Origin of the sequence: Austwickia chelonae, assembly GCF_003391095.1 — a bacterium.
Taxonomy (GTDB): domain Bacteria; phylum Actinomycetota; class Actinomycetes; order Actinomycetales; family Dermatophilaceae; genus Austwickia; species Austwickia chelonae_A.
Genome location: NZ_CP031447.1, coordinates 860,518 through 881,232 on the forward strand (window position 1 = coordinate 860,518; position 20,715 = coordinate 881,232).

The window sequence follows — 20,715 nt, forward strand, 5'->3', positions numbered from 1 at the left end:
CCATCCTTGGGGCCCTCGGAGAGGTGTGACCGTCATCGCTTTAAACACAAGCCTTTTCGTCGGAAATGTCTTGGCACACTCTCGCTATGACGCGACAGATCAACACGATCGGTGTGATCGGCCTGGGAACCATGGGTGCCGGCATCGCCGAAGTCTTCGCCCGCAACGGCCTGACCGTCCACGCCGTCGAGATCGACGACGACGCAGCCCAGAACGGCTACCGACGCCTCGTCGACTCGACCTCCCGCGCCGTCGCCAGGGACAAGATGACCGCCGACGAACGCGAACAGATCCTCGGGCGCATCACCGTCAGCACCGACCCAGCCGCCGTCGCCGACTGCGACTTCGTCATCGAGGCCGTCACCGAGGACATCGAACGCAAACGCATCGTCTTCGCCCAATTGGACGCCGTCGTTCACGAGGACACTCTGCTGGCGACCAATACCTCCGCCCTGTCCGTCACCGACATCGCGGTCTCCACCGCCCACCCCAACCGAGTCGTCGGACTGCACTTCTTCAACCCCGCCCCCGTCCAGAGCCTCGTCGAGGTCATCGGGACAGTCGTCACCGACGACGCCGTCCTCACCCGGGCCAAGGCCCTCGTCGAACAGCTCGGCAAAGAACCGGTCGTCGTCGGGGACCGAGCCGGGTTCATCGCCAACGCCTTACTCCTGGGCTATCTCAACCACGCCATATCGATGTACGAGAACCGCTATGCCTCAAGGGAAGACATCGACGCCGCGATGCAATTGGGCTGCGGGTACCCCATGGGCCCGCTTGCGCTCGCCGACCTGATCGGCCTCGACGTCTGCTATGCCGTGCTCGACACCATGTACCGGCAGGGGCGAGACCGGCTCCACGCCCCCACGCCTTTGCTGAAACAGATGATCGCGGCAGGTCGGCTCGGCCGGAAGAGCGGGCGCGGTTTCTACACCTACGAACGGGTGGGTTCCAGCACTGTGGTCCCGGACCGGGAGACCCCCGGCAGTGGCGGGCAGGATGGCGTGATCGAGCTGCGACCGATTCGGACGATCGGGGTGGTCGGCAACGGGACGATGGCGATGGGCATCGTGGAGGTCTTCACCAAGGCCGGATACCCGGTCGTCTTCGTCGCCCGAAGCCAGGACAAGGCGGACCGGTCCGTCGCCGCGCTGACGAAGAGCCTCGACCGAGCGGTGTCTCGCGGTCGGTTGGACCAGCAGGATCGGGACGCTGCGCTGGCCAGAGTGACCGGGACCGACCAGCTCGACGAACTCGCTCAGGTCGACCTCGTGGTCGAGGCCATCGCCGAGGATCTTCAGGTCAAGCAGGAAGTTTTTCGTCGACTCGACGAGATCTGCCGCCCCGGGTGTGTTCTGGCGACGACGACCAGCTCGTTGCCGGTCATTCAGGTCGCCGCAGCGACCTCCCGTCCGGGAGAGGTCATCGGCATGCACTTCTTCAACCCGGCCCACGTGATGAAACTCGTCGAAGTCGTCTCCACGGTGACCACCGCCGACGACGTCCGGCAGACCGTCCACGACCTGTGTGGACGTATCGGCAAGCATGCTGTCCACTGCGGTGACCGCGCTGGTTTCATCGTCAACGCCCTTCTCTTCCCCTATCTCAATGACGCCGTGAAACTGTTGGAAGCGCACTACGCCAGCGCCGATGACATCGATCTGGCCATGACCGCAGGTTGTGGGCTTCCGATGGGCCCCTTCGAACTGCTCGACGTCGTCGGCCTGGACGTCTCCTACGCCATTCAACGTGAGCTGTACCTGGAGTTCCGGGAACGAGGCTTCGCCCCGGCGCCCTTGCTGGAACATCTCACCAAGGGTGGCTATCTGGGACGGAAGACCGGTCGGGGCTTCCGGATCCACGCCGCCTGATCAGCGCCGACCCAGGGGCCGGGTGGTAGACCGGGTCTTCGGCCGACTTGCGATGATGGATCCATGCCCCGGGCCAACCGCCGCCGACGCGACGACCGCGAACTCGATCTCGGGCGAGCCCTGGGCGGCCTGGAGCGCAGGGAGAGCCACTCCGACGGTGAATGGTTCGTGCGCCGGGTGGCCGGCCGGGACCCGAGCCGCCGCTACCTGTGTCCCGGATGCCAACAGACCCTGACCGGCGACATCGCCCACATCGTCGCTTGGCCGGCCGATGGTCTCGGCGGGCTGGACGATCGCCGTCACTGGCATGCCCGCTGCTGGCAGAATCGCAGCCGACGCCCACCGAGAGGTTCCTGGAGATGACATCGACGCCCCCACCCACGGACCCCACCACCGGGTCATTGCGCACCATCACCCCGCGGGAGATCCGCGCGAACAGCGTCCTACCGGCTCAACGGGAGGACATCGAACTGCACACCGCAGACGGACTGACCCTCGTCGGGGAGCTGGCGACCCCGATCGGGAAGCCCCCGGTCGCGACGCTGATCACCTTGCACCCGCTGCCCACCCACGGCGGTTTCATGGACAGCCACGTCTACCGTAAGGCCGCCTACCGGCTGCCTGCATTGGCCGATGTCGCCGTTCTCCGTTTCAACACGCGAGGGACCTCTTCGGCACGGGGCACCTCAGAGGGCGAGTTCGACTACGCCCAGAGCGAGAAGTACGACGTCGCCGCAGCCATCGAATTCGCCGAGTTCCACGACCTGCCCCACCGGTGGCTCGTCGGATGGAGTTTCGGCACCGACCTGGCTCTGATGCACGGGCACGACCCCTCGATCGAGGGCGCCATCCTGCTGTCTCCACCGCTGCGCTACAGCCACGAGTCCGATCTACAGGAATGGGCCGATTTCGGAAAGCCCGTGGTGGCACTCGTCCCGGAACATGACGACTACCTGCAACCGGCCGAGGCCGTGGAACGCTTCAGCACCATTCCCCAGGCCACAGTGGTTCCGATCGAAGGCGGCAAGCACCTATGGGTCGGCGAGACCTTCGTCCGTCGCGCCTTGCAGGAGATCGTGGACGTCGTGGCGCCCGGCCACGGAGATCTCCCGACGACCTGGCTGGGCCCGATGGACACCGCCGAGAGCGCTGACTCCGACGGGTGACGTCGCGGGGCACCCAGCACCGAACGATCTCCGGCATGGACGTCTACCGACTGCGGAAACGGTTGATCCCGGCCAGGTGCCGTTCTCGTTTCTCGGGGTCGGTCACGCCCATCCCCTCCTCAGGTGCCAAGCAGAGCACACCGACCTTGCCCTGGTGGGTGTTGCGATGCACATCCAGCGCGGCCTGCCCGACCTCGGCCATCGGATAGGTCCGGCTCAGGGTCGGGTGGATCAAGCCACGGCGGATGAGGCTGTTGGCCTCCCAGGCCTCGCGGTAGTTCGCGAAATGGCTGGACACGATCCGTTTCAGGTTCATCCACAGGTAACGGTTGTCGTACTCGTGGAGATAACCGGAGGTGGAGGCACAAGTCACGATGGTCCCTCCCTTGCGAGTCACGTAGACCGAAGCGCCGAAGGTCTCCCGGCCGGGATGTTCGAAGACGATGTCGACGTCGTGGCCGTGGGTGAGCTCGCGGATGTCGGCGCCTAACCGTTTCCATTCCTTCGGGTTCTGCTTCGTCCCCTCCTCGTCCCAGAAGGCGTACCCTCGGGCACGGCGGTCGATGACCAGCTCAGCTCCCATCGCCCGGCAGATCTCGGCCTTGTCGGGGGAGGAGACCACGCAGATCGGAGTGGCACCGCCGGCGACCGCCAATTGGGTGGCATAGCTGCCCAAACCGCCGCTGGCGCCCCAGATCAGCACCCGGTCACCCAACTTCATGCCTGCGCCATTCCGGGAGATCAGCTGTCGGTAGGCGGTGGAATTGACCAGCCCGGGGCTCGCCGACTCCTCCCAGGTCAGGTGTTCGGGCTTCGGCATCAGTTGGTTGGCCTTGACGATGGCCAGCTCGGCGAGCCCACCGAAGTTCGTCTCGAACCCCCAGATCCGCTGCTCAGGATCCAGCATGGTGTCGTCATGGCCGTCGTGATGTTCCAACTCCACTGAGAGGCAGTGCGCCACGCACTCCTGCCCGGGCTTCCACAGGTGCACCCCCGGCCCGGTGGCCAGCACCACACCGGCCAGGTCGGAGCCGACGATGTGATAGGGCAGATCATGTCGGCGCGCGCTGGGGGAGAGCCGACCGTAACGCTCCAGGAAACCGAAGGTCGGCAGAGGTTCGAAGATGCTCGACCAGACGGTGTTGTAGTTGATGGCGCTGGCCATGACGGCGACCAGAGCTTCTCCTGGGGCCAGTTCTGGAAGGGGCACTTCGTCGATGTGCAGGCTCCGACGGGGGTCCTTCTCCCGGCTGGGGGTGTCGGCGAACATGTCCGCTTCGTCCTTGTGCACGGTCACGGCCCGGAAGCTTTCCGGCGTCATGGATTCGTATGTGCCTGGTGTCCGGTCGCCCGCCAGGATGGCGTCGCGGATCTCCTGGGTGGTGGCCACGGGAACTCCTCGGGTCGGTGGGGCTCTCCTCACCGGTCAGGATTCCCGAGCTGGAGGGATTGTGAAGCCGAGGCGCCCGGTGAGCTTCGTCACGAGTCGCTTTTTTCGGACATGACGAAGCCGGGGCGGCTTGGCTGCCGTCCCGGCCTGGGTGACCACGAGGTCTGGGGATCAGTGACCCTGGCCTGGCTCGACCAGCTCGACCAGCACGCCGCCGGCGTCCTTGGGGTGGATGAAGTTGATGCGGCTGCCCGCGGTGCCCCGCTTCGGCTCGGCGTACAGCAGACGCAGGCCACGTTCGCGCAGAGTCGTACAGACCGCGTCGATGTCCTCGACCCGGTAGGCCATCTGCTGGATGCCGATGCCGTTCTTGTCGATGAACTTCGCGATTGTGGAGTTCTCGTTCAGGGGCGCGAGCAGCTGGATGCAGGAGGTGGAGTCTCCGACGGCCATCATGGCTTCGGCGACGCCCTGCTCTTCGTTGACCTCACGGTGGGCCATCGTCATGCCGTACTTCTCCTCGTAGAAGCGGATTGCTTCGTCGAGGTCGTGTACGGCGATGCCGACGTGGTCGATGTGGGTGAACAGTCCTGCCATGGTGTCGGTCATGGAGCCAGCCTAGGCCGAAGCAGTGCAGGGTCGGGAGGGACGAAGGCCCTTGTCGGCATGTCGGATACGGCAGGGCAGATCGGCTCTCGGAGTGTCCGTGGGGCCGGAGCCTCGGTCCTGACGGCATCGGAGGTAGCCTCGTGAGGGCGACCTGGACGGTTGTGCCCCTACCGGGCGAACGCCGATAACTGGGTGGTGAGACAATGAGCGGGCCCGCTCACAAGGACTCGGCAGGGGAACGGGGCATCCGGCCGAGGTGGAGCGGCAGGCCATGGGACCTGGCCGTGGTGGCCCCTGGTGCGTAGGAGTGGAGATGCTCGCCAACACCAAAAGTGCACGTCACCAGCTGATCGCCGACATATTGGCGCGCTACTGCGTGCATTCCCAGTCGGAGCTCCTCGAACGACTTGCCGAACACGGTGTCGTGGTCACTCAGGCCACACTTTCTCGTGATCTGGTAGCTCTCCGGGCGGTCAAGGTACGTAAGGGGCGCAAACTTGTGTACGCGCTCCCCGGCCTCGGTGGGGACACCACTCCGCGTCCGGCCCCGGATGAAGGCACCCTTGATCATCGGCTTCGGCATGTCTGCGAGGAGTTCATCGTCTCTGCGGTCCCCGTGAAGAATTTCGTGGTGGTACGGACCCCGCCGGGCGCGGCGGACTACGTGGCCTCGGTTCTCGACCAGAACGGGGGCCTGGGGGCCCTGGGCACTATCGCCGGGGACGACACGACGTTATTGGTCTTCCAGGACGACGAAACTGCTGCGGAAGTGAGTGAGCTCCTTCTGGACAGTTCCGGGCGTCCGCGGAGTTGACTTTCCCCGACCTGGAATACCGATGTGGCGGACCTGAACACCTCAGGTCCGCCACATCATTTCCGGGTCACAAGGAGATGTGACCGGTCGCCAAGAAGAAGGCTCCGAGAACTGCTGCTGCGGTGATGGCGGCGAAGAGGGCGGTTTCTACGGTGGTGAACGGCTTCTCTCCAGCTGCCCGACGCGACGGGATGTAGACGGCGGCACCGATCACGTAGAAGAGCGCGGACAACAACAGGTACTTCGGTCCTGCGGCGTAGAGCAGCCAGATGGCGTAGATCGTGGAGATCCCGCCGATGATCATCGCTTTGACCCGGACGGACTGTTCCTGCTCGTAGGTCTCGCCGCTGATGGCCAGTTTCAGCTGGTAGACGGTGGACAACAGGTAGGGGATGAGGATGAGCGAGGACGCGAGCAGGATCAGCGCGTCGTAGGCGTCCTTGTTGGTGGTCGACCAGATGAGGAAGATCTGTTCGCAGACGGCGGTGATCACCAGAGCACCTGCTGGGGCGCCCTTGGAGTTCAACTTGCCCAGGATCTGCGGCATCACTTTGTCCTGAGCCGGGAGAGCGAGGATCTCGGCGCACAGCAGGGTCCAGCTCAGCAGCGCGCCGAGCAGGGAGATCGCCAGGCCGAGCGCGATCAGCGTTCCTCCCCAGGGGCCGACCACGGAAGCGAGCAGTTGGCCCAGGGCAGGGTCCTTGACGCCGGCCAACTGAGCTTGGGCCATCAGACCGTAGGAGATGATGTTGACCAGGATCAGCAGGGCCAGCACGCCGAGGAAGCCGATGACCGTGGCCTTGCCGACGTCGGAGCGTTTACTGGCCCGCGCGGAGAAGACGCTGGCTCCTTCGATGCCGATGAAGACCCAGACAGTGACCAGCATCATGCCTTTGACCTGATCCAGGACGGACCCGAGCGGGACGATCTCGTTGTCAGCGCCGGAGGGGACGCTGGTGTTGGTGCCCCAGATGTCGGCGGTGAAGATCCCGGCCTTGAAGGCGACCGCACCGATCACGATGAACATCAGCAAGGGGACGATCTTGGCGACGGTGACGACGGTGTTGACGAAAGCTGCTTCCTGGACACCGCGGATGCACAGCCAGGTGGTGGCCCACAGGACGACCGAAGCGCCGATGACCGAGGGAACTTTGTTCTCGCCGCCGAAGAAGGGGATCAGTTCTCCGACTGCGGTGAAGAGGAAGACCAAGTAGCCGACATTGCCCAACCAAGCGCTGATCCAGTATCCCCAGGCCGAGTTGAAGCCGATGTAGGAACCGAAGCCTGCTCTGGCATAACCGTAGACTCCTCCATCGACATCAGGCTTTCTGCTCGCCAGATTCTGGAAAACGAAAGCGAGTGTCAGCATGCCGACGCCGGTGATCATCCAGCCGATGATCAAGGGAATCGGTGAGGCGCTCTGCGCCATCTGACGGGGCATCGCGAAGATACCGCCGCCGATCATGGAACCGACCACCAACGCGATGAGAGCGCCGAGCTTCAGGCGGGCGTCGGATCCGGTGGGCAGGCTGTCCGAGACAGTCGATTGAGGCGTGCTGCTGGTCATGGGAGTCGCCGTTCTCGATAACTAAGGTGACGAGGTAGGAGGGAGACGCCGCCGCCGGTTGCGGGCCGATGACAACGTTCAGGTGCTCGTCGCTCACCTGAGATTGTGGACAGTACGAGGGTCAGAACTATATGACTGGTCTCAGCTTGGCGGGTCGAGGATGCCCAAAGAGGACCACCACGCCGAAGTATTTCCTTGCGCAGATAATCTCGCGGAAGACGGGTGATTTTCGGGAAAGGCCTTTACCCCGCAGGTGAACCCGGAGGGGAGTCCCGTGACGACTTTTATTGGTGACGCGTCCATGACATTTTTAAGCGTTTCTCAGCTGTTCCTGCACCAGTGCCGCACGGAGACGTTCATCGTCGTCCGATGCCGACGGTCGTGGGACAACGCCGACGCACATTCGCAGAAAGGCGGTGCCTGTGCTGGGGGCAGAAGGCACAGGGGCATCCGGCCCACGGTGGGAAACCGGACACAGCGTGGTGGAAGAACCAGCTTGCGGGGCGTGGCGCAACACACCCCGCAAGCTGGGGTCGTACATCGGTTGAGGGCGGGCGTGCCTCAGCCGATCGGGCGGCGGCGCGGTCCGAGGTCGTCCACCGACCCGTAGGCCCCACCAGGGGTGATGATCGTTCCTGCGGTGCCGTCGAGCATGCCGGCAGCATCCTCCAGGCTGCCGATGGCAGCCATGTCGCCGGTGAGTTCGACGAACTGACAGGCAGCCTCGATCTTCGGTCCCATCGACCCGGCGGGGGCGCCGAGGTCACGCAGGGCTTTGGGCGTGGCCCGGTGGATGGGCTCGGCGTCATCGGTGCCGAAGTTCCGGATGACGTGGGGGACGTCGGTGAGGATCAGCAGGGCGTCCGCTTCGAGATGTTCGGCGAGTACTGCTGCGCTGAGGTCCTTGTCGATGACGGCTTCGATACCGCGCAGCTTGCCTTCCTCGTTGCGGACCACCGGAATGCCGCCGCCACCGCTGCACACCACGAGTACGCCGCTGTTCAGCAGCTGACGGATGATCCGGGTCTCGACCACCCGTTGAGGTGTGGGCGAGGGGACGACCCGGCGCCAGTACTCGCCATCGGGTTTCACGACCCAGCTCATCTCCTCGGCCTTGGCCTTGGCGGTGGCTTCGTCGTAGACCTCACCGACGAACTTGGTGGGATCCGCGAAAGCGGGGTCGTCGGCGAGAACGAGAGTTTGGTTGACCATGGCGGCGACCTGGCATCCGGGCAGATGGTTCTGCAGGGATTGCAGGATCCAGTAGCCGATCATGCCTTGGGTCTCGGCACCCAGGGTGTCCAGCGGGTACGGCTGCGACAGGCGCGGATCCTGTGCCGATTCCAGGGCGAGCACTCCGACCTGTGGGCCGTTGCCGTGGGTGATGACGAGTTCGTGCTCCTGGGCCAGAGGCACGAGTGAAGCGATGGCCCGTTCGGCGTTGGCGATCTGGGTCGCCGCATCCGGCTTCTGGCCACGCTGCAGGAGGGCGTTGCCGCCCAGCGCTACGACGATTCGCATGGTGGTTGATCAGTCTCCCAAGGTGGCGACCATGACGGCCTTGATGGTGTGCATGCGGTTCTCCGCCTGGTCGAAGACGATCGAGGCCTCGGACTCGAAGACCTCGTCGGTGACTTCGAGGGACTCCATGCCGGTGGCCTGGTAGATGTCTTCGCCGACGGTGGTGTTGCGGTCGTGGAAGGCCGGCAGACAGTGCATGAACTTGACCTGCGGGTTGCCGGTGGCTGCCATGGACTCGGCGTTGACCTGGTAGTCCTTGAGCAGCGCGATGCGCTCGTTCCAGACTTCCTTGGGCTCTCCCATGGACACCCACACGTCGGTGTAGAGGAAGTCACAGCCGGCGACCCCGGCCTTGACATCGTCGGTGACGGTGATGCGGGCCCCGGTCTTCTCGGCGATCTCCTTCGCCTTGGCGATGACCTCGGGTGCGTTCTGGAGTTCTTCAGGGGCGACCATGCGGACGTCCATGCCGGCCATGGCGCCGGAGATCAGCAGGGAGTTGCCGACATTGTTCCGGGCGTCGCCGAGGTAGGCGAAGGTGATCTCGGAGAGCGGCTTGTCGCAGTGCTCGATCATGGTCAGCTGGTCGGCGAGCATCTGGGTGGGATGCCATTCGTCGGTGAGCCCGTTCCAGACCGGTACTCCAGCGAATTCACCGAGGGTCTCCACGAGTTCCTGTGAGGAGCCGCGGTATTCGATGCCGTCGTACATCCGGCCGAGTACTCGTGCGGTGTCCTTCATGGACTCCTTGTGGCCGATCTGGGAGCCGCTGGGGTCCAGGTAGGTCACGCCGGCGCCCTGGTCGTAGGCCGCGACCTCGAAGGCGCACCGGGTGCGGGTGGAGGTCTTCTCGAAGATCAGGGCGACATTCTTGCCCTTCAGGCGAGGACGTTCGGTGCCGCTGTACTTGGCCCGTTTGAGGTCTGCGGACAGGGTGAGCAGGTGACGCCACTCCGCGGGGGTGAAGTCGATCTCCTTGAGGAAGTTGCGGTGTCGAAGGTTGAACGCCATGTCTTCAGATGTCCTCTCGTTCGATGGGGCAGCTCATGCAACGCGGGCCACCACGGCCGCGGCCCAGTTCGGATCCGGCAATGGTGTGGACCTCGATGCCGTTCTCCTCCAGGAACTGGTTGGAGGTGACATTACGTTCGTAGGCGACGACGACTCCGGGGCGTACGGCAAGCACATTGCAGCCGTCGTCCCATTGCTCGCGTTCGGCCGCGCCTAAGCTCTGCGGCGCGGTCAGGGTACGGATGGCGTCGACCCCCAGGGCGTCGGCGATCGCGTCATGCATCTTCTCGGGGGCGTGCCGGGTGACCTTGAGGTCGTCATCGCTGTCGCCGGGTTCGAGGGTGAAGGAGGGCAGCATGCCCAGCCCGGCGAACTTGGTGAAGCTGTGGTCGTCGACCATCGACATGACCGTGTCCAGGTGCATGGTGGCGCGGCTGGAGGGCAGCTGGATGCCGATCAGCTTGTCCGCGGCTTTCTTGGCGAAGAGCTGGCTGGCGAGACGTTCGATGCCTTGAGGCGAGGTTCGTTCGCTGATGCCGATCATCACTGCACCGTGGCCGAGGACGTGGACGTCCCCGCCTTCCATGGTGGCGTGACCGACGCCGAGCCCGCTGCCCCACCGTTCGAAGGGTGCGCAGACGGACAAGGTCGGGTGGTAGCGGTAGATGGTGTCGTAGTTCATCGACTCGCGGATACGAGCCCCCCAGCGCATCGAGTTGACGGCCACGCCGCCGTACACCCAACAGGAGGTGTCCCGGGTGAACAGGTGGTTGGGCAGTGGCGCGAGGATGAACCGGTCGGTGTCCATGGTGGAGAACACCAGGGAGTTGGTGACATCGGCGTCGTGTTCGAGTGCCTCGTCCTTGGTGAGCCCGCCGATCAGGAAGGAGGCGAGTTCGTCTGCGGTGACCGAGGTCAGCAGGCGGGTCAGCGGGTCGATCGCTGCGGGTCCGAAGACCTCGATGTCGAGGAGCTGTTTGAGCAGGTGTTCCCGGGCCTCGGGGATCTCCAGGGTCTCGGCGAGCAGCTCGTGGAGATAGAGCACTTCGACGTCGAGTTTGCGCAGGGTCTCGGCGAACTGGTCGTGCTCTTCCTGGGCCTTTTCCACCCAGGGAATCTCGTCGAAGAGAAGTTCGTCCTTATTGCCGGGAGTGAGGCGGGCGAGTTCCTGGCCGGGGCGGTGAAGAATCACTCTCTTCAACTGCCCGACCTCGGAACCTACGTAGGCCTTGGGCATGGGCCATTTCCTTTCGTGGACCGCGTCGTCGGGATGTCCCTTGGGGGCACCCGGGGAGGTGATGGCGACTTTAGACATGTCTGGGGGCTGAAAACAGGGGTTCGGTACATGAAAGGAGCGGGAAATGAATAGAAAAACAGGTGCGTTGGTGCTTCTGGTGGTCGCGAGGGCGAATATATGCAGCCCCTTGTCGCTTCCAAACATGTGATGTGCGTCACGAAAAATGCCAGGGGGTAAGGCGTGCGCGTCTACGAATATCGATCAATATCGGTTGATAAGGGATGAAATGACTCTTTTGTGAAACTTCCGACCATCGGGTCGCGATGTTCCCTTGGCCGGGTATATTCCGCACTCCTTCCCTTGCTCCGGGGAAATATCCCCTGACCTTGTCGGGATGTTGAATTCGACGAGGATAAATTCTCGCAGAGCGGAATGCGATGGAGGCTCCGAGCACCGCCTCTTTCGGGGCGAGGGTGGGGCGGGGTGGCCACTGGCGGCGCCTTGTGCGGCCGAGGTCGGCCCTTTCGGAAGGCCGATGGCCCACCTCCTCCTGGTTAGAGTGGCGAGGACCGGCTCGACGATGAAGTTGGAGACCCGATGTCCCAGAATCGAACTGATGACCCGACCGTGATCATCTCCGGGGCGCGTACCCCGATGGGACGCCTACTCGGATCGCTGAAGGAACTTCCGGCGACCGCACTGGGCGGCATGGCGATCGCCGGTGCACTGGAACGCTCCGGGCTGGCCGCCACGCAGATCGACCACGTGATCATGGGCCACGTTCTCCAAGCCGGTTGCGGGCAGATCACCGCCCGCCAGGCTGCAGTGGCCGGTGGGTTACCGATGACCGTGCCGGCGATCACCATCAACAAGGTCTGTCTGTCCGGGCTGGCCGCCATCGCCCAGGCCGACCAGATGATCCGAGCCGGCGAGGCCACCGCCGTCGTCGCCGGCGGGATGGAGTCGATGAGCCAGGCCCCCCATCTGTTGGAGAAGAGTCGGCCGGAACATCGATACGGGGACCGGGTGTTGCGGGACAGCATGGAGTACGACGGGCTCTGGGACGCCTTCACGGACCAAGGCATGGGCGAGCTGACCGAGTCGGCCAACCAGGGCGATGTCACTCGCGAGGAGCAGGACGCCTTCGCCGCTCGCAGCCACCGGCTCGCCGCTCGGGCCTGGGCCGAGGGGATCTTCGCCGAAGAAGTCGTCCCGGTGCGGATCCCCCGACGCCGTGGTGAGGCCACCGTCGTCGACCGGGACGAGGGAATCCGGGCAGACACCACCGTCGACGGGCTTGCCAGGCTCCGACCGGCCTTTCGCCCCACCGGCACCATCACCGCAGGATCCGCCAGCCAGATCAGTGACGGAGCCTGTGCTGTCGTGGTGACCCGGCGCTCCACGGCGCAGGAACAAGGGCTCACCTGGCTGGCAGAGATCGGCGCCTATGGCACGGTCGCTGGACCCGACTCGACCTTGCAGTCCCAGCCTGCGCGGGCGATCGACGCCGCCTGCCGCAGGGAAGGGCTCGACCCGAGCGAGCTCGACGTGGTCGAGATCAACGAAGCCTTCGCCGCGGTCGGGATCGCCGCCCAGCGACTGCTCGGCCTCGACCCGGAGAAGGTCAACCCGAACGGCGGGGCCATCGCGCTGGGCCACCCGCTGGGTATGTCCGGCGCACGCATCGTCCTCAGCCTGGCCCTTGAACTGCGCCGACGAGGAGGCGGGGTCGGCGCCGCCGGACTGTGCGGCGGCGGTGGGCAGGGGGATGCGCTGGTGATCCGGGTGCCCCGCGGATGAGCGTCTCCCGCCACACCGGAGATGAGAGCATCTGATGTCTCGTCGTGAGACCGATGTCTCCTCGCTGGTCACCCAGGCGCAGGAGGGGTCGCCCCGTGCGGTGGCCCGATTGATCTCCTTGGTGGAGGAGGCCTCCCCGGCCTTGCGTGAGGTGATGGCGGCGCTGGCCCCGCATACCGGACGGGCCCATGTCATCGGTCTGACCGGAAGCCCAGGAGTGGGCAAATCGACCTGCACGAGTGCTCTCGTCGGGGCATTACGAGCACAAGGGCGAAGAGTCGGCGTGCTGGCGGTGGATCCCAGCTCTCCTTTCTCCGGAGGTGCGCTGCTCGGTGATCGGGTCCGGATGCAGGACCATGCATTGGACAAGGAGGTGTACATCCGCTCGATGGCGAGCCGAGGTCATCTGGGTGGGCTGTCCTGGGCGACACCGCAGGCAGTGCGGGTCCTGGACGCTGCGGGGTGCGAGGTCGTCCTCGTCGAGACCGTCGGCGTGGGACAGTCGGAGGTCGAGGTCGTCGGGCTGGCCGATACGACCGTGGTGATGTTGGCACCGGGGATGGGTGACGGTATTCAGGCGGCGAAGGCCGGGATCCTGGAGATCGGCGACATCTTCGTGGTGAACAAAGCGGATCGTCCGGGGGCCGACGCGACGGTGCGGGATCTGCGCCACATGATCCGGTTGGGCGCACGCGGAGAAGGGCCGTCATGGCGGCAACCGGTGCTGAGGGCGGTGGCCTCCCTGGGCGAGGGGATCGACGAGTTGGCGGCGGCGGTGACCGAGCATCGTGCGTGGGCCGATGAGCACGGTGAGCTGGCTCGGCGCAGGTTGGCCCGGGCCGCCGGTGAGATCGAAACGATCGCCTTGGCCACCTTGCGGGGGAGGATGGGCGACCTCCGCGCGGGAGATGGTTTGGCCTCCTATGCGCGGCAGGTCGTAGACGGGGCCAGTGATCCGTACACGGCGGCGGATCGCGTCGTGGAGCAGTTGGAACGAGGCTGACCCAGGGCCGCGCGCCGCCGTCGTCAGGTGCTGTCGTTTCCGTACGGTGAGAATATGGATCTGGTCAGCCTTGATCTATCGAATCATGAGCATATAGAACATTATTGGCGGGTTCGTGAGACGGCGTTGAGCGCTGGTCGTCCGCGTTTTCAGCCGACGACGCTCGAGGACTTCATCGAATTGATGGGCTTGCCCGACGAGATCCACAACCGTCGTGTGGTCGGGGTCTATGCCCGGGGTGCCATGTTGGGTGCGGCTATGGAACTGACCCCGAAGGACCCGCAGTCGCAGGATGTGTGGATCTTCCCCTATGTCCCGCCGCATTACCGCGGAGACGGGATCGGCTCGATGCTTCTCGAAGAGCTGATCGCTCATGCCCGGGCTCAGGGGCGTAGCCGGATGCTTTCCGGCATCGAATTCGCCGGGGACTCTCTGGCCGAGGCAGCGCGTCATCCGTATGTCCACTTCGCCCGTCGCCACGGTTTCGAGGTCGGTCGGCGGATGATCCGATGGGAGCTGACTCTGCCCGTTCCGGAGACCACCGTTGACGCTTTCGCCCAGGCTGCCTGTCAGCGGGCTGAGGGATATCGCTACGCCCTCTACCAGGGCCTGCCTCCACCGGGCTGGCGTGATCAGTTCCTTGCGCTGCGTGCAGCCTCGGAGGAGGCCGATCTGGCCAAGGGGATGGCAGTCCAACCTGAACAGATGCACGGTGACTACGAACTCACCACACGGATGTGGACAGGGCAAGGCCACCACGTGGTCACGGCGGTGGCAGTGGCCCCCGATGGTGAACTGGCTGGTTATTCCACGCTACGAGTTCCACCGAAACCGGAGTTCGCGGCCTCCATCCAGGGATTCACCTACGTCGCTGATCACCATCGCCGGAAGCGGATCGCGCCGACGCTGCTGTCGGCGACCTCGATATGGCTCAGTCGGCATCACCCTGAACGGATCCATGTCCAGACGACGACGGTGGAGATCGACCGCCGAATGGCTTCGCTCAGCAGAGCGGTGGGCTATCGACCGATCGAGACGATGCTGAGGGTCATGCGGCGTCTGATGCCCGCGGGGACGTCCTAGGGGTTGGCCCACGGTTCGTGAGTGGGGGCGCACCCAGGGGTGAGGCAGCTGGTTCCTGCTGGATTACTGTGGGCACCATGCTGATCGCCTTTTCGGTCGCCCCTGCGGTGGCCGCCGACGAGACCGGTTCGGTGCACGAGGCCGTGGCTGCAGCCATCGAACAGGTGCGCGCCTCGGGACTGCCCCATCGGACCGATTCGATGTTCACCACGATCGAAGGTGAATGGGACGAATGCCTGGCGGTGGTGAAACGCTGCTGTGATGCGGTGGCCGAGGTGAGCCCACGGGTTTCTCTGGTCCTGAAGGCCGATATCCGCCCGGGACATACGGGTGAGATGCAGGGCAAGCTCGACCGGTTGGAGACAGCTCTCGCCCGGAGAGCGCACGAAAGAGGCTGAGATCGACGGCCAGTCGCCGGGCCGTCTGCCGCCGATCGGAGGGGGTGAACGGCCCGTGCTCCGTGTCTCGGGGGGACCGGAGCGCCGCTGACGGAATGCTTTCCCTCTGCACTGGCGGTCCGTTGTCGTGCCGAGTAGATGTGGAATATGACGACGACGGACATGACCGGCTCCGAAGCAACATTGGCCGCCGTCCCCGGACGCGGTGACGACGCACTCCCGCTCTACCGTCTGACCGCAGCCGAAGGCGCCACCGGGCGTCAACGTTGGCAACAGCGTTACAGCGCTGCCCTGGCCGCAGGCAAGGTCCGGGATGCCGACTTCACCACCCTGTCCGGGATGGAGGTCGATCCGGTCTACGGGCCCAGCGATGCGCAAGCTGCAGCAGACGAACACTTCGAGCGCATCGGTTGGCCGGGCGAATTCCCCTTCACCCGTGGTCTGCACGCCACTGGGTACCGCGGACGCACCTGGACCATCCGCCAGTTCGCGGGCTTCGGCAATGCCGCGCAGACCAACGAGCGGTACAAGATGATCCTGGGTCGTGGCGGCGGCGGTCTCTCGGTGGCCTTCGACATGCCGACCCTCATGGGCCGCGACTCCGACGACCAGATGAGCCTCGGTGAGGTCGGACACTGTGGCGTCGCCGTCGACTCCGCCGCCGACATGGAGGTCCTCTTCTCCGACATCAAGTTGGACGGTGTCACGACCTCGATGACGATCTCCGGCCCTGCTGTCCCGGTCTTCTGCATGTACCTCGTCGCCGCTGAGCGCCAGGGCTGCGACATCTCCGCGCTCAACGGGACGCTGCAGACCGACATCTTCAAGGAGTACATCGCCCAGAAGGAGTGGCTCTTCGCTCCCGAACCCCACCTGCGGCTGATCGGCGACCTGATGGAGTACTGCGACGCCGACCTCCGCGCGTACAAGCCACTCTCGGTCTCCGGCTATCACATCCGCGAGGCGGGGGCGACGGCTGCGCAGGAGCTGGCTTTCACGCTCGCCGACGGCTTCGGATACGTCGAGCTGGGTCTCTCCCGCGGCCTGGACGTCGACTCCTTCGCACCAGGCCTGAGCTTCTTCTTCGACGCCCATGTCGACTTCTTCGAAGAGATCGCGAAGTTCCGGGCCGCCCGGCGCATCTGGGCTCGCTGGCTGCGCGACGTCTACGGCGCCAAGACCGAGAAAGCACAGCAGCTGCGCTTCCACACCCAGACGGCCGGTGTCTCCCTGACCGCGCAGCAGCCACTCAACAACGTCGTCCGTACAGCGGTCGAGGCGCTCTCCGCCGTTCTCGGTGGCACCAACTCCCTCCATACCAATGCTCTCGACGAGACACTCGCCCTGCCGACCGAACAATCAGCCGAGGTGGCTCTGCGCACCCAACAGGTGCTCATGGAGGAGACGGGCATCACCAATGTCGCCGACCCGCTCGGCGGTTCCTGGTACATCGAGGCGCTCACCGACAAGATCGAGGCCGAAACGGAACGTATCTTCGCCAAGATCCGTGAACTCGGGGAGCTGGACCAGCAGCGTGGTGTCGACGGCGCGGTTCAGCACGAGGTCGGACCCATCACCTCAGGCCTGCTGCAGGGCATCGAGGACGGCTGGTTCATGTCCGAGATCGGCGACGCAGCCTTCCACCATCAAATCGCACTCGAACAAGGTGCCAAGAAGATCGTCGGCGTCAACTGCCTCACCGACTCGGTCAGCCACGACCTGGAGATCCTCCGGGTCAGTCACGAAGTCGAGCGGGAACAGGTTCGGACCCTCACCACCCGCAAGGCCGACCGGGATCTGCCTGCGGTCGAGAGATCGCTCGCCCGGATGGTTGCGATCGCTCGCACCGAGGAGAACCTGATCCCGGCCATGCTCGATGCTGTTCGGGCCGAGGCCACCCTGGGGGAGATCTGCCACGCCCTCCGTGACGAATGGGGCACCTATCGCGAACCGGCACGGTTCTGACGGCAGTCGATCTCCTAGCGCGATACCCGGGACGGGGGACGGCCTCAGGCGCGACGGCCTCCGTCCACGGCTCCAGCAGCCTGCGGAAGACGGTCGTCCGACACCCGGAAGCGTTGTCTTTTTGTGACCTGACAGTCCGACTGGTTAAGCTGGGTGGTTGACGTGCCCTTGCCATCGGAGACCTGAATACTCCGCTGCGTGATCGGCTACGTACCGAAGTCCCGGTGGCCGCCGTATGCCGCAGGGCGACCCTTGGTCGTTACCCGAAGGAATAGCTCGTGCCAGCAGCTCCGCAACGCCGCCTCCCAGAGGTGCTCACCTTCGCCGCGCTCGTGGCGGGTGTCGTCCTGCTGGTGGTGGGTCTGATCTTCGCCATCACCATCGGACCTTCCGGACGGTTCGAAGTCACCACCCACGTCGGTGAACCCGGCGTTGTCGTGATCGGCAAGGACGCGGTCCGTGCCTCGTCCGTACCGGTCAAGATCAAGGTCTCCGGCAAAGGCGAGGGCGACCTCACCATGATCCGGATGCTCGACGAGGACGCGCGGGCCGCCGCGGAGCCTGCCCGGCACACCGTCATCGACGGGGTCGATTTCCTGCCCCGAGGGCTGAGTGCGGTCGAACGCAACGGTGACCAGCTCAGCAAGACGTTGAACACCGACACCTTCATGGCTGATCCGACGACCGCCCGGGGGGTGGACCTCGAGGTCACGCCCAGCGCGCTTCCTCAGGCGGTGCTCATCTTCGCCGGTACCCCTGGAGAGCCACGCTCGCAGACCCTCGACGTGACCATGACCTGGAGCAATGCCGCTTGGTTCTGGCAAGCAGCCGTCGTGACCGTGTTCGGTGGCGGTCTGTTGGCCTTCGGCGGTCTGCGACTCCGGAAGAGCTGGCCGCTGGGCGGCCGTCGGCCGGCACCCGGCCGCGGCGGGCGGTCTGGACGGGGGGCGTCTGCGGCCCCGCGAGGTGGGCGCGGGCGTAATCTCCTGAAGCGGAAGAGCCCTGGCGGTCAGGGGCCGTCGACCTCGCGGATGCCTGCCGTCGATGAGGACACCGTGGCAGACACCGACCTGTACGTCGATCCGAAGAAACCCTTCCCGCGTCCGGTGCCTCCGCCTGCTCGCGGAGCCGGTGCTCTTCCCTCCTCCCGTGGTTCCGGGATGAAGAAGGCGCTCTCCGGGAAGAACCCCTTCGCAGGAAAGTTGAAGAAGAAGGGCGATGCCCGTAAGGACGGGCCTGGCAAGGGACCCGACTCCCCGCGTCGAGGACGCCGTTCATGAGTTCGACATCATCACGAGGAGCTGTATCAGTGAATCGCCCACGACCGACTCGACGTGCGGCTGTCGCAGCCGTGATCGCGGCCGTGGCCCTGGCCGGTTGCGGTGCGCCGGGTGTCCCTGGGTCGGGGACCGGCTATGGCGACCCGGGCTCCACCGTCACCGACCAGCAAGCGGGCCGCATCCTGCAGCGTGTGATGGATGCCGACACTGCAGTGCGCTCGGGTAAGCCGGAGGCCACTGCTCAGATCCCGGTCACTTATGCGGCGGAGGGCGCTCGAGCTGCGGACGCTTTGACCAAGCTGATCGGCGCAGGAGCTCAAGGAAAGATCGCTCAGGGTCCCAGTGACCTGAAGGTGCTCGCGAATTCCCGTGGGGCGCAGTACCCCCGGTACATCTTGGGTGCCTCGACCCCTGCGGGCGCCCAGCTTCCCCACGTGCACCTGCTGGTGGCCACGAATGCTCGTACCCCTTACCGCCTGGCCATGAGCGCACAGATGCTGCCAGGCGCGACGATCAATGCCTTCCCCACCCGAGACGAGGGGACCCAGATCGTCACCACTGGCGAAGACATGGATGTCAAGCCGGTCGACGTGCTCAAGTCCTATGCGGATGGGCTGTCGGGGAAGAAGGAGAACGCGCTCTACCAGAACGACACCTTCCTCGAGCAGATCGTCAACAAGATGGAGGAGCAGAAGAAGGCCTCCAGCAATCAGGCCGATCTCGTCCAGACCAACCAGCTCATGCCGGACCCAGTCGCCGCTTTCCGTGAGTTGAACGGTGACACCCTGGTGCTCGGCGCCATCGAGCGGACCAGCGAATACACCATCAAGAGCGGCCAGCAGCTGAAAGCACCGCCGATGTTCAAGGCTTTCGTCCCTGGCCGCACCGTTCTTGTGCAGCAGGCTCGCATCCAGGTCGTGCAGTTCCTCGTCTTCACCGTTCCCAAGTCGGGTAAAGCTCGTTTGGTTGCGGCCACGGAGCAGGTGGCAGGCGCGTCAGGCCTGTGACACCCGTAGACGTGGAGGAATTCGCGAGTGCGAGTTCGCTCCAGGTCTGTGCTGTCCGTAAGAATGGGGCACATGACTCTGCCCGGTTCTTCCACGGGCGCCCTGCGCGGCGCCGTTGACCTGTCCTCTCTCGGTCGGCCGGCCCCGGCGCCGTCACCGGCTGCCTCCGCAGGAGCACCGACGCTCCTTCAGGAGGTGACCGACGCCACTTTCGAAGAGGCCTTCCTGGCGACCCGTGAGGTTCCTGCGCTGTTCGTGCTCTGGGACGGGCAAGCTGACCAGACCAGGGGGGCAGTCGATGCGGCGGTGTCCGCGGCCCAGTCCTATCCGGGACGGCTGCGAGTGTGCGCGGTCGACGTCCGGACAGCTCCGAAGATGGCGCAAGCCTTCGGAGTCCAGCAGATCCCGGTGACGATGGCGATCATCGCCGGTCAGCCGGTTCCTCTCTTCGCCGGGGTCCAAGCCGCAGATCAGCTGCGCCAGATCTGTGACCAGGTTCTGCAACTGGCTGCGCAGAACGGAGTCACCGGCCGCTTCGAGCCAGGAACTCCGGAAGCCGAGCCTGTGGAATCCCCGCTGCCGGCAGCTCACGCGAAGGCTTACGAGGCTATCGAGTCCGGTGATTACACAGCTGCGGTGGCGGCATATGAACAGGCGCTGAAAGAGAACCCTGGGGACGCGGACGCCAAGGCGGGCTTGGCGCAGGTCTCCTTGCTGTGTCGACTCGACGGGGTCGACGTGGCCGCGGCACGAGCGGCTGCCGCTCAGAACCCTCAGGACGTCGACGCGCAACTACTGGTCGCCGATCTGGACCTGTCGGGAGGCCATGTCGAGGACGCCTTCGCTCGGCTGGTCGACCTGGTCAAAGCCACATCTGAGGACGATCGGGAGCGGGCTCGCCAGCACCTGCTCGACTTGTTCGAGGTGGTTGGTTCCGCTGATGAACGGGTTGCCAAGGCACGCCGTGCGTTGATGAGTGCGCTCTTCTGAGCG

At 65.0% G+C, this 20,715-nt stretch carries 18 protein-coding genes; 12 read left to right on the forward strand and 6 right to left on the reverse strand.

Features of this window, described 5'->3' with window-relative positions:
- The first annotated feature begins 86 nt into the window (after nucleotides 1–86).
- The 3 genes from DX923_RS03850 (at nucleotide 87) to DX923_RS03860 (ending at nucleotide 3,037) form a co-directional block, all read left to right on the forward strand.
- Nucleotides 87–1,871, forward strand: coding sequence for a 3-hydroxyacyl-CoA dehydrogenase family protein (locus DX923_RS03850; protein ID WP_116112826.1), 1,785 nt, complete (start codon nucleotides 87–89; stop codon nucleotides 1,869–1,871).
- A 63-nt stretch (nucleotides 1,872–1,934) separates the two neighbouring features.
- Complete coding sequence (locus DX923_RS03855) at nucleotides 1,935–2,234, forward strand: hypothetical protein (protein WP_116112827.1); 300 nt, start codon at nucleotides 1,935–1,937, stop codon at nucleotides 2,232–2,234.
- Nucleotides 2,231–3,037 carry an alpha/beta hydrolase gene (locus tag DX923_RS03860; RefSeq protein ID WP_116112829.1) on the forward strand — a complete coding sequence of 269 codons (807 nt, stop codon included), beginning with the start codon at nucleotides 2,231–2,233 and terminating at the stop codon, nucleotides 3,035–3,037. Before DX923_RS03855 ends, DX923_RS03860 begins: the two co-directional genes overlap by 4 nt.
- Before the next feature lie 43 nt (nucleotides 3,038–3,080).
- Here DX923_RS03860 and ccrA read toward each other — a convergent pair whose 3' ends face one another.
- Both ccrA and mce read right to left on the reverse strand, forming a co-directional pair.
- A complete protein-coding gene (ccrA, locus tag DX923_RS03865) occupies nucleotides 3,081–4,427 on the reverse strand; it encodes a crotonyl-CoA carboxylase/reductase (RefSeq protein ID WP_240322729.1) in 1,347 nt (448 codons plus the stop codon).
- A 171-nt stretch (nucleotides 4,428–4,598) separates the two neighbouring features.
- Nucleotides 4,599–5,036, reverse strand: coding sequence for a methylmalonyl-CoA epimerase (gene mce / locus DX923_RS03870; protein ID WP_116112831.1), 438 nt, complete (start codon nucleotides 5,034–5,036; stop codon nucleotides 4,599–4,601).
- 313 nt (nucleotides 5,037–5,349) lie between these two features.
- On the opposite strand from mce, the gene DX923_RS03875 reads away from it, so the two are divergent.
- Complete coding sequence (locus DX923_RS03875; RefSeq protein ID WP_116112832.1) at nucleotides 5,350–5,850, forward strand: arginine repressor; 501 nt, start codon at nucleotides 5,350–5,352, stop codon at nucleotides 5,848–5,850.
- A 67-nt stretch (nucleotides 5,851–5,917) separates the two neighbouring features.
- Here the strand turns inward: DX923_RS03875 and arcD are convergent, their stop codons facing one another.
- The 4 genes from arcD to DX923_RS03895 form a co-directional block, all read right to left on the reverse strand.
- Nucleotides 5,918–7,417 carry an arginine-ornithine antiporter gene (gene arcD, locus DX923_RS03880; RefSeq protein WP_116112834.1) on the reverse strand — a complete coding sequence of 500 codons (1,500 nt, stop codon included), beginning with the start codon at nucleotides 7,415–7,417 and terminating at the stop codon, nucleotides 5,918–5,920.
- 561 nt (nucleotides 7,418–7,978) lie between these two features.
- On the reverse strand, nucleotides 7,979–8,938 hold the full coding sequence (gene arcC / locus DX923_RS03885) for a carbamate kinase (protein ID WP_116112835.1): 960 nt from the start codon (nucleotides 8,936–8,938) through the stop codon (nucleotides 7,979–7,981).
- A gap of 9 nt (nucleotides 8,939–8,947) precedes the next feature.
- Nucleotides 8,948–9,949, reverse strand: coding sequence for an ornithine carbamoyltransferase (argF, locus tag DX923_RS03890; RefSeq protein ID WP_116112837.1), 1,002 nt, complete (start codon nucleotides 9,947–9,949; stop codon nucleotides 8,948–8,950).
- A 4-nt stretch (nucleotides 9,950–9,953) separates the two neighbouring features.
- Nucleotides 9,954–11,186, reverse strand: a complete 1,233-nt coding sequence (locus DX923_RS03895) for an arginine deiminase (protein WP_116112839.1) — start codon at nucleotides 11,184–11,186, stop codon at nucleotides 9,954–9,956.
- 597 nt (nucleotides 11,187–11,783) lie between these two features.
- On the opposite strand from DX923_RS03895, the gene DX923_RS03900 reads away from it, so the two are divergent.
- The 8 genes from DX923_RS03900 (at nucleotide 11,784) to DX923_RS03935 (ending at nucleotide 20,712) form a co-directional block, all read left to right on the forward strand.
- On the forward strand, nucleotides 11,784–12,986 hold the full coding sequence (locus DX923_RS03900) for an acetyl-CoA C-acetyltransferase (RefSeq protein ID WP_116112840.1): 1,203 nt from the start codon (nucleotides 11,784–11,786) through the stop codon (nucleotides 12,984–12,986).
- 34 nt (nucleotides 12,987–13,020) lie between these two features.
- Nucleotides 13,021–13,989: a methylmalonyl Co-A mutase-associated GTPase MeaB gene (gene meaB / locus DX923_RS03905; RefSeq protein ID WP_116112842.1), complete on the forward strand. Its 969-nt coding sequence runs from the start codon at nucleotides 13,021–13,023 to the stop codon at nucleotides 13,987–13,989.
- 126 nt (nucleotides 13,990–14,115) lie between these two features.
- Complete coding sequence (locus DX923_RS03910) at nucleotides 14,116–15,072, forward strand: GNAT family N-acetyltransferase (protein ID WP_162872764.1); 957 nt, start codon at nucleotides 14,116–14,118, stop codon at nucleotides 15,070–15,072.
- Nucleotides 15,073–15,149: 77 nt separating this feature from the next.
- The gene (locus DX923_RS03915; RefSeq protein WP_116116138.1) at nucleotides 15,150–15,470 is read left to right on the forward strand and encodes a thiamine-binding protein; all 321 of its coding nucleotides are present in this window, start codon (nucleotides 15,150–15,152) and stop codon (nucleotides 15,468–15,470) included.
- A gap of 147 nt (nucleotides 15,471–15,617) precedes the next feature.
- Entirely contained in the window at nucleotides 15,618–17,435 is a 1,818-nt protein-coding gene (locus DX923_RS03920) for an acyl-CoA mutase large subunit family protein (protein ID WP_205413102.1), read from the forward strand.
- Nucleotides 17,436–17,713: 278 nt separating this feature from the next.
- On the forward strand, nucleotides 17,714–18,715 hold the full coding sequence (locus DX923_RS03925; protein WP_116112847.1) for a hypothetical protein: 1,002 nt from the start codon (nucleotides 17,714–17,716) through the stop codon (nucleotides 18,713–18,715).
- A 29-nt stretch (nucleotides 18,716–18,744) separates the two neighbouring features.
- Nucleotides 18,745–19,722 carry a hypothetical protein gene (locus tag DX923_RS03930; RefSeq protein ID WP_116112848.1) on the forward strand — a complete coding sequence of 326 codons (978 nt, stop codon included), beginning with the start codon at nucleotides 18,745–18,747 and terminating at the stop codon, nucleotides 19,720–19,722.
- Between the two features lie 72 nt (nucleotides 19,723–19,794).
- Complete coding sequence (locus DX923_RS03935; RefSeq protein ID WP_116112850.1) at nucleotides 19,795–20,712, forward strand: tetratricopeptide repeat protein; 918 nt, start codon at nucleotides 19,795–19,797, stop codon at nucleotides 20,710–20,712.
- Nucleotides 20,713–20,715: the final 3 nt, after the last annotated feature.

What these genes read in the sequence shown, in the direction of transcription:
- DX923_RS03850 (WP_116112826.1), top strand. Translation starts at nt 87, where the DNA reads ATGACGCGACAGATCAACACGATCGGTGTGATCGGCCTGGGAACCATG.
- DX923_RS03855 (WP_116112827.1), top strand. Translation starts at nt 1,935, where the DNA reads ATGCCCCGGGCCAACCGCCGCCGACGCGACGACCGCGAACTCGATCTC.
- DX923_RS03860 (WP_116112829.1), top strand. Translation starts at nt 2,231, where the DNA reads ATGACATCGACGCCCCCACCCACGGACCCCACCACCGGGTCATTGCGC.
- mce (WP_116112831.1), bottom strand. Translation starts at nt 5,036, where the DNA reads ATGACCGACACCATGGCAGGACTGTTCACCCACATCGACCACGTCGGC.
- DX923_RS03875 (WP_116112832.1), top strand. Translation starts at nt 5,350, where the DNA reads ATGCTCGCCAACACCAAAAGTGCACGTCACCAGCTGATCGCCGACATA.
- arcD (WP_116112834.1), bottom strand. Translation starts at nt 7,417, where the DNA reads ATGACCAGCAGCACGCCTCAATCGACTGTCTCGGACAGCCTGCCCACC.
- arcC (WP_116112835.1), bottom strand. Translation starts at nt 8,938, where the DNA reads ATGCGAATCGTCGTAGCGCTGGGCGGCAACGCCCTCCTGCAGCGTGGC.
- argF (WP_116112837.1), bottom strand. Translation starts at nt 9,949, where the DNA reads ATGGCGTTCAACCTTCGACACCGCAACTTCCTCAAGGAGATCGACTTC.
- DX923_RS03895 (WP_116112839.1), bottom strand. Translation starts at nt 11,186, where the DNA reads ATGCCCAAGGCCTACGTAGGTTCCGAGGTCGGGCAGTTGAAGAGAGTG.
- DX923_RS03900 (WP_116112840.1), top strand. Translation starts at nt 11,784, where the DNA reads ATGTCCCAGAATCGAACTGATGACCCGACCGTGATCATCTCCGGGGCG.
- meaB (WP_116112842.1), top strand. Translation starts at nt 13,021, where the DNA reads ATGTCTCGTCGTGAGACCGATGTCTCCTCGCTGGTCACCCAGGCGCAG.
- DX923_RS03915 (WP_116116138.1), top strand. Translation starts at nt 15,150, where the DNA reads ATGCTGATCGCCTTTTCGGTCGCCCCTGCGGTGGCCGCCGACGAGACC.
- DX923_RS03920 (WP_205413102.1), top strand. Translation starts at nt 15,618, where the DNA reads ATGACGACGACGGACATGACCGGCTCCGAAGCAACATTGGCCGCCGTC.
- DX923_RS03935 (WP_116112850.1), top strand. Translation starts at nt 19,795, where the DNA reads ATGACTCTGCCCGGTTCTTCCACGGGCGCCCTGCGCGGCGCCGTTGAC.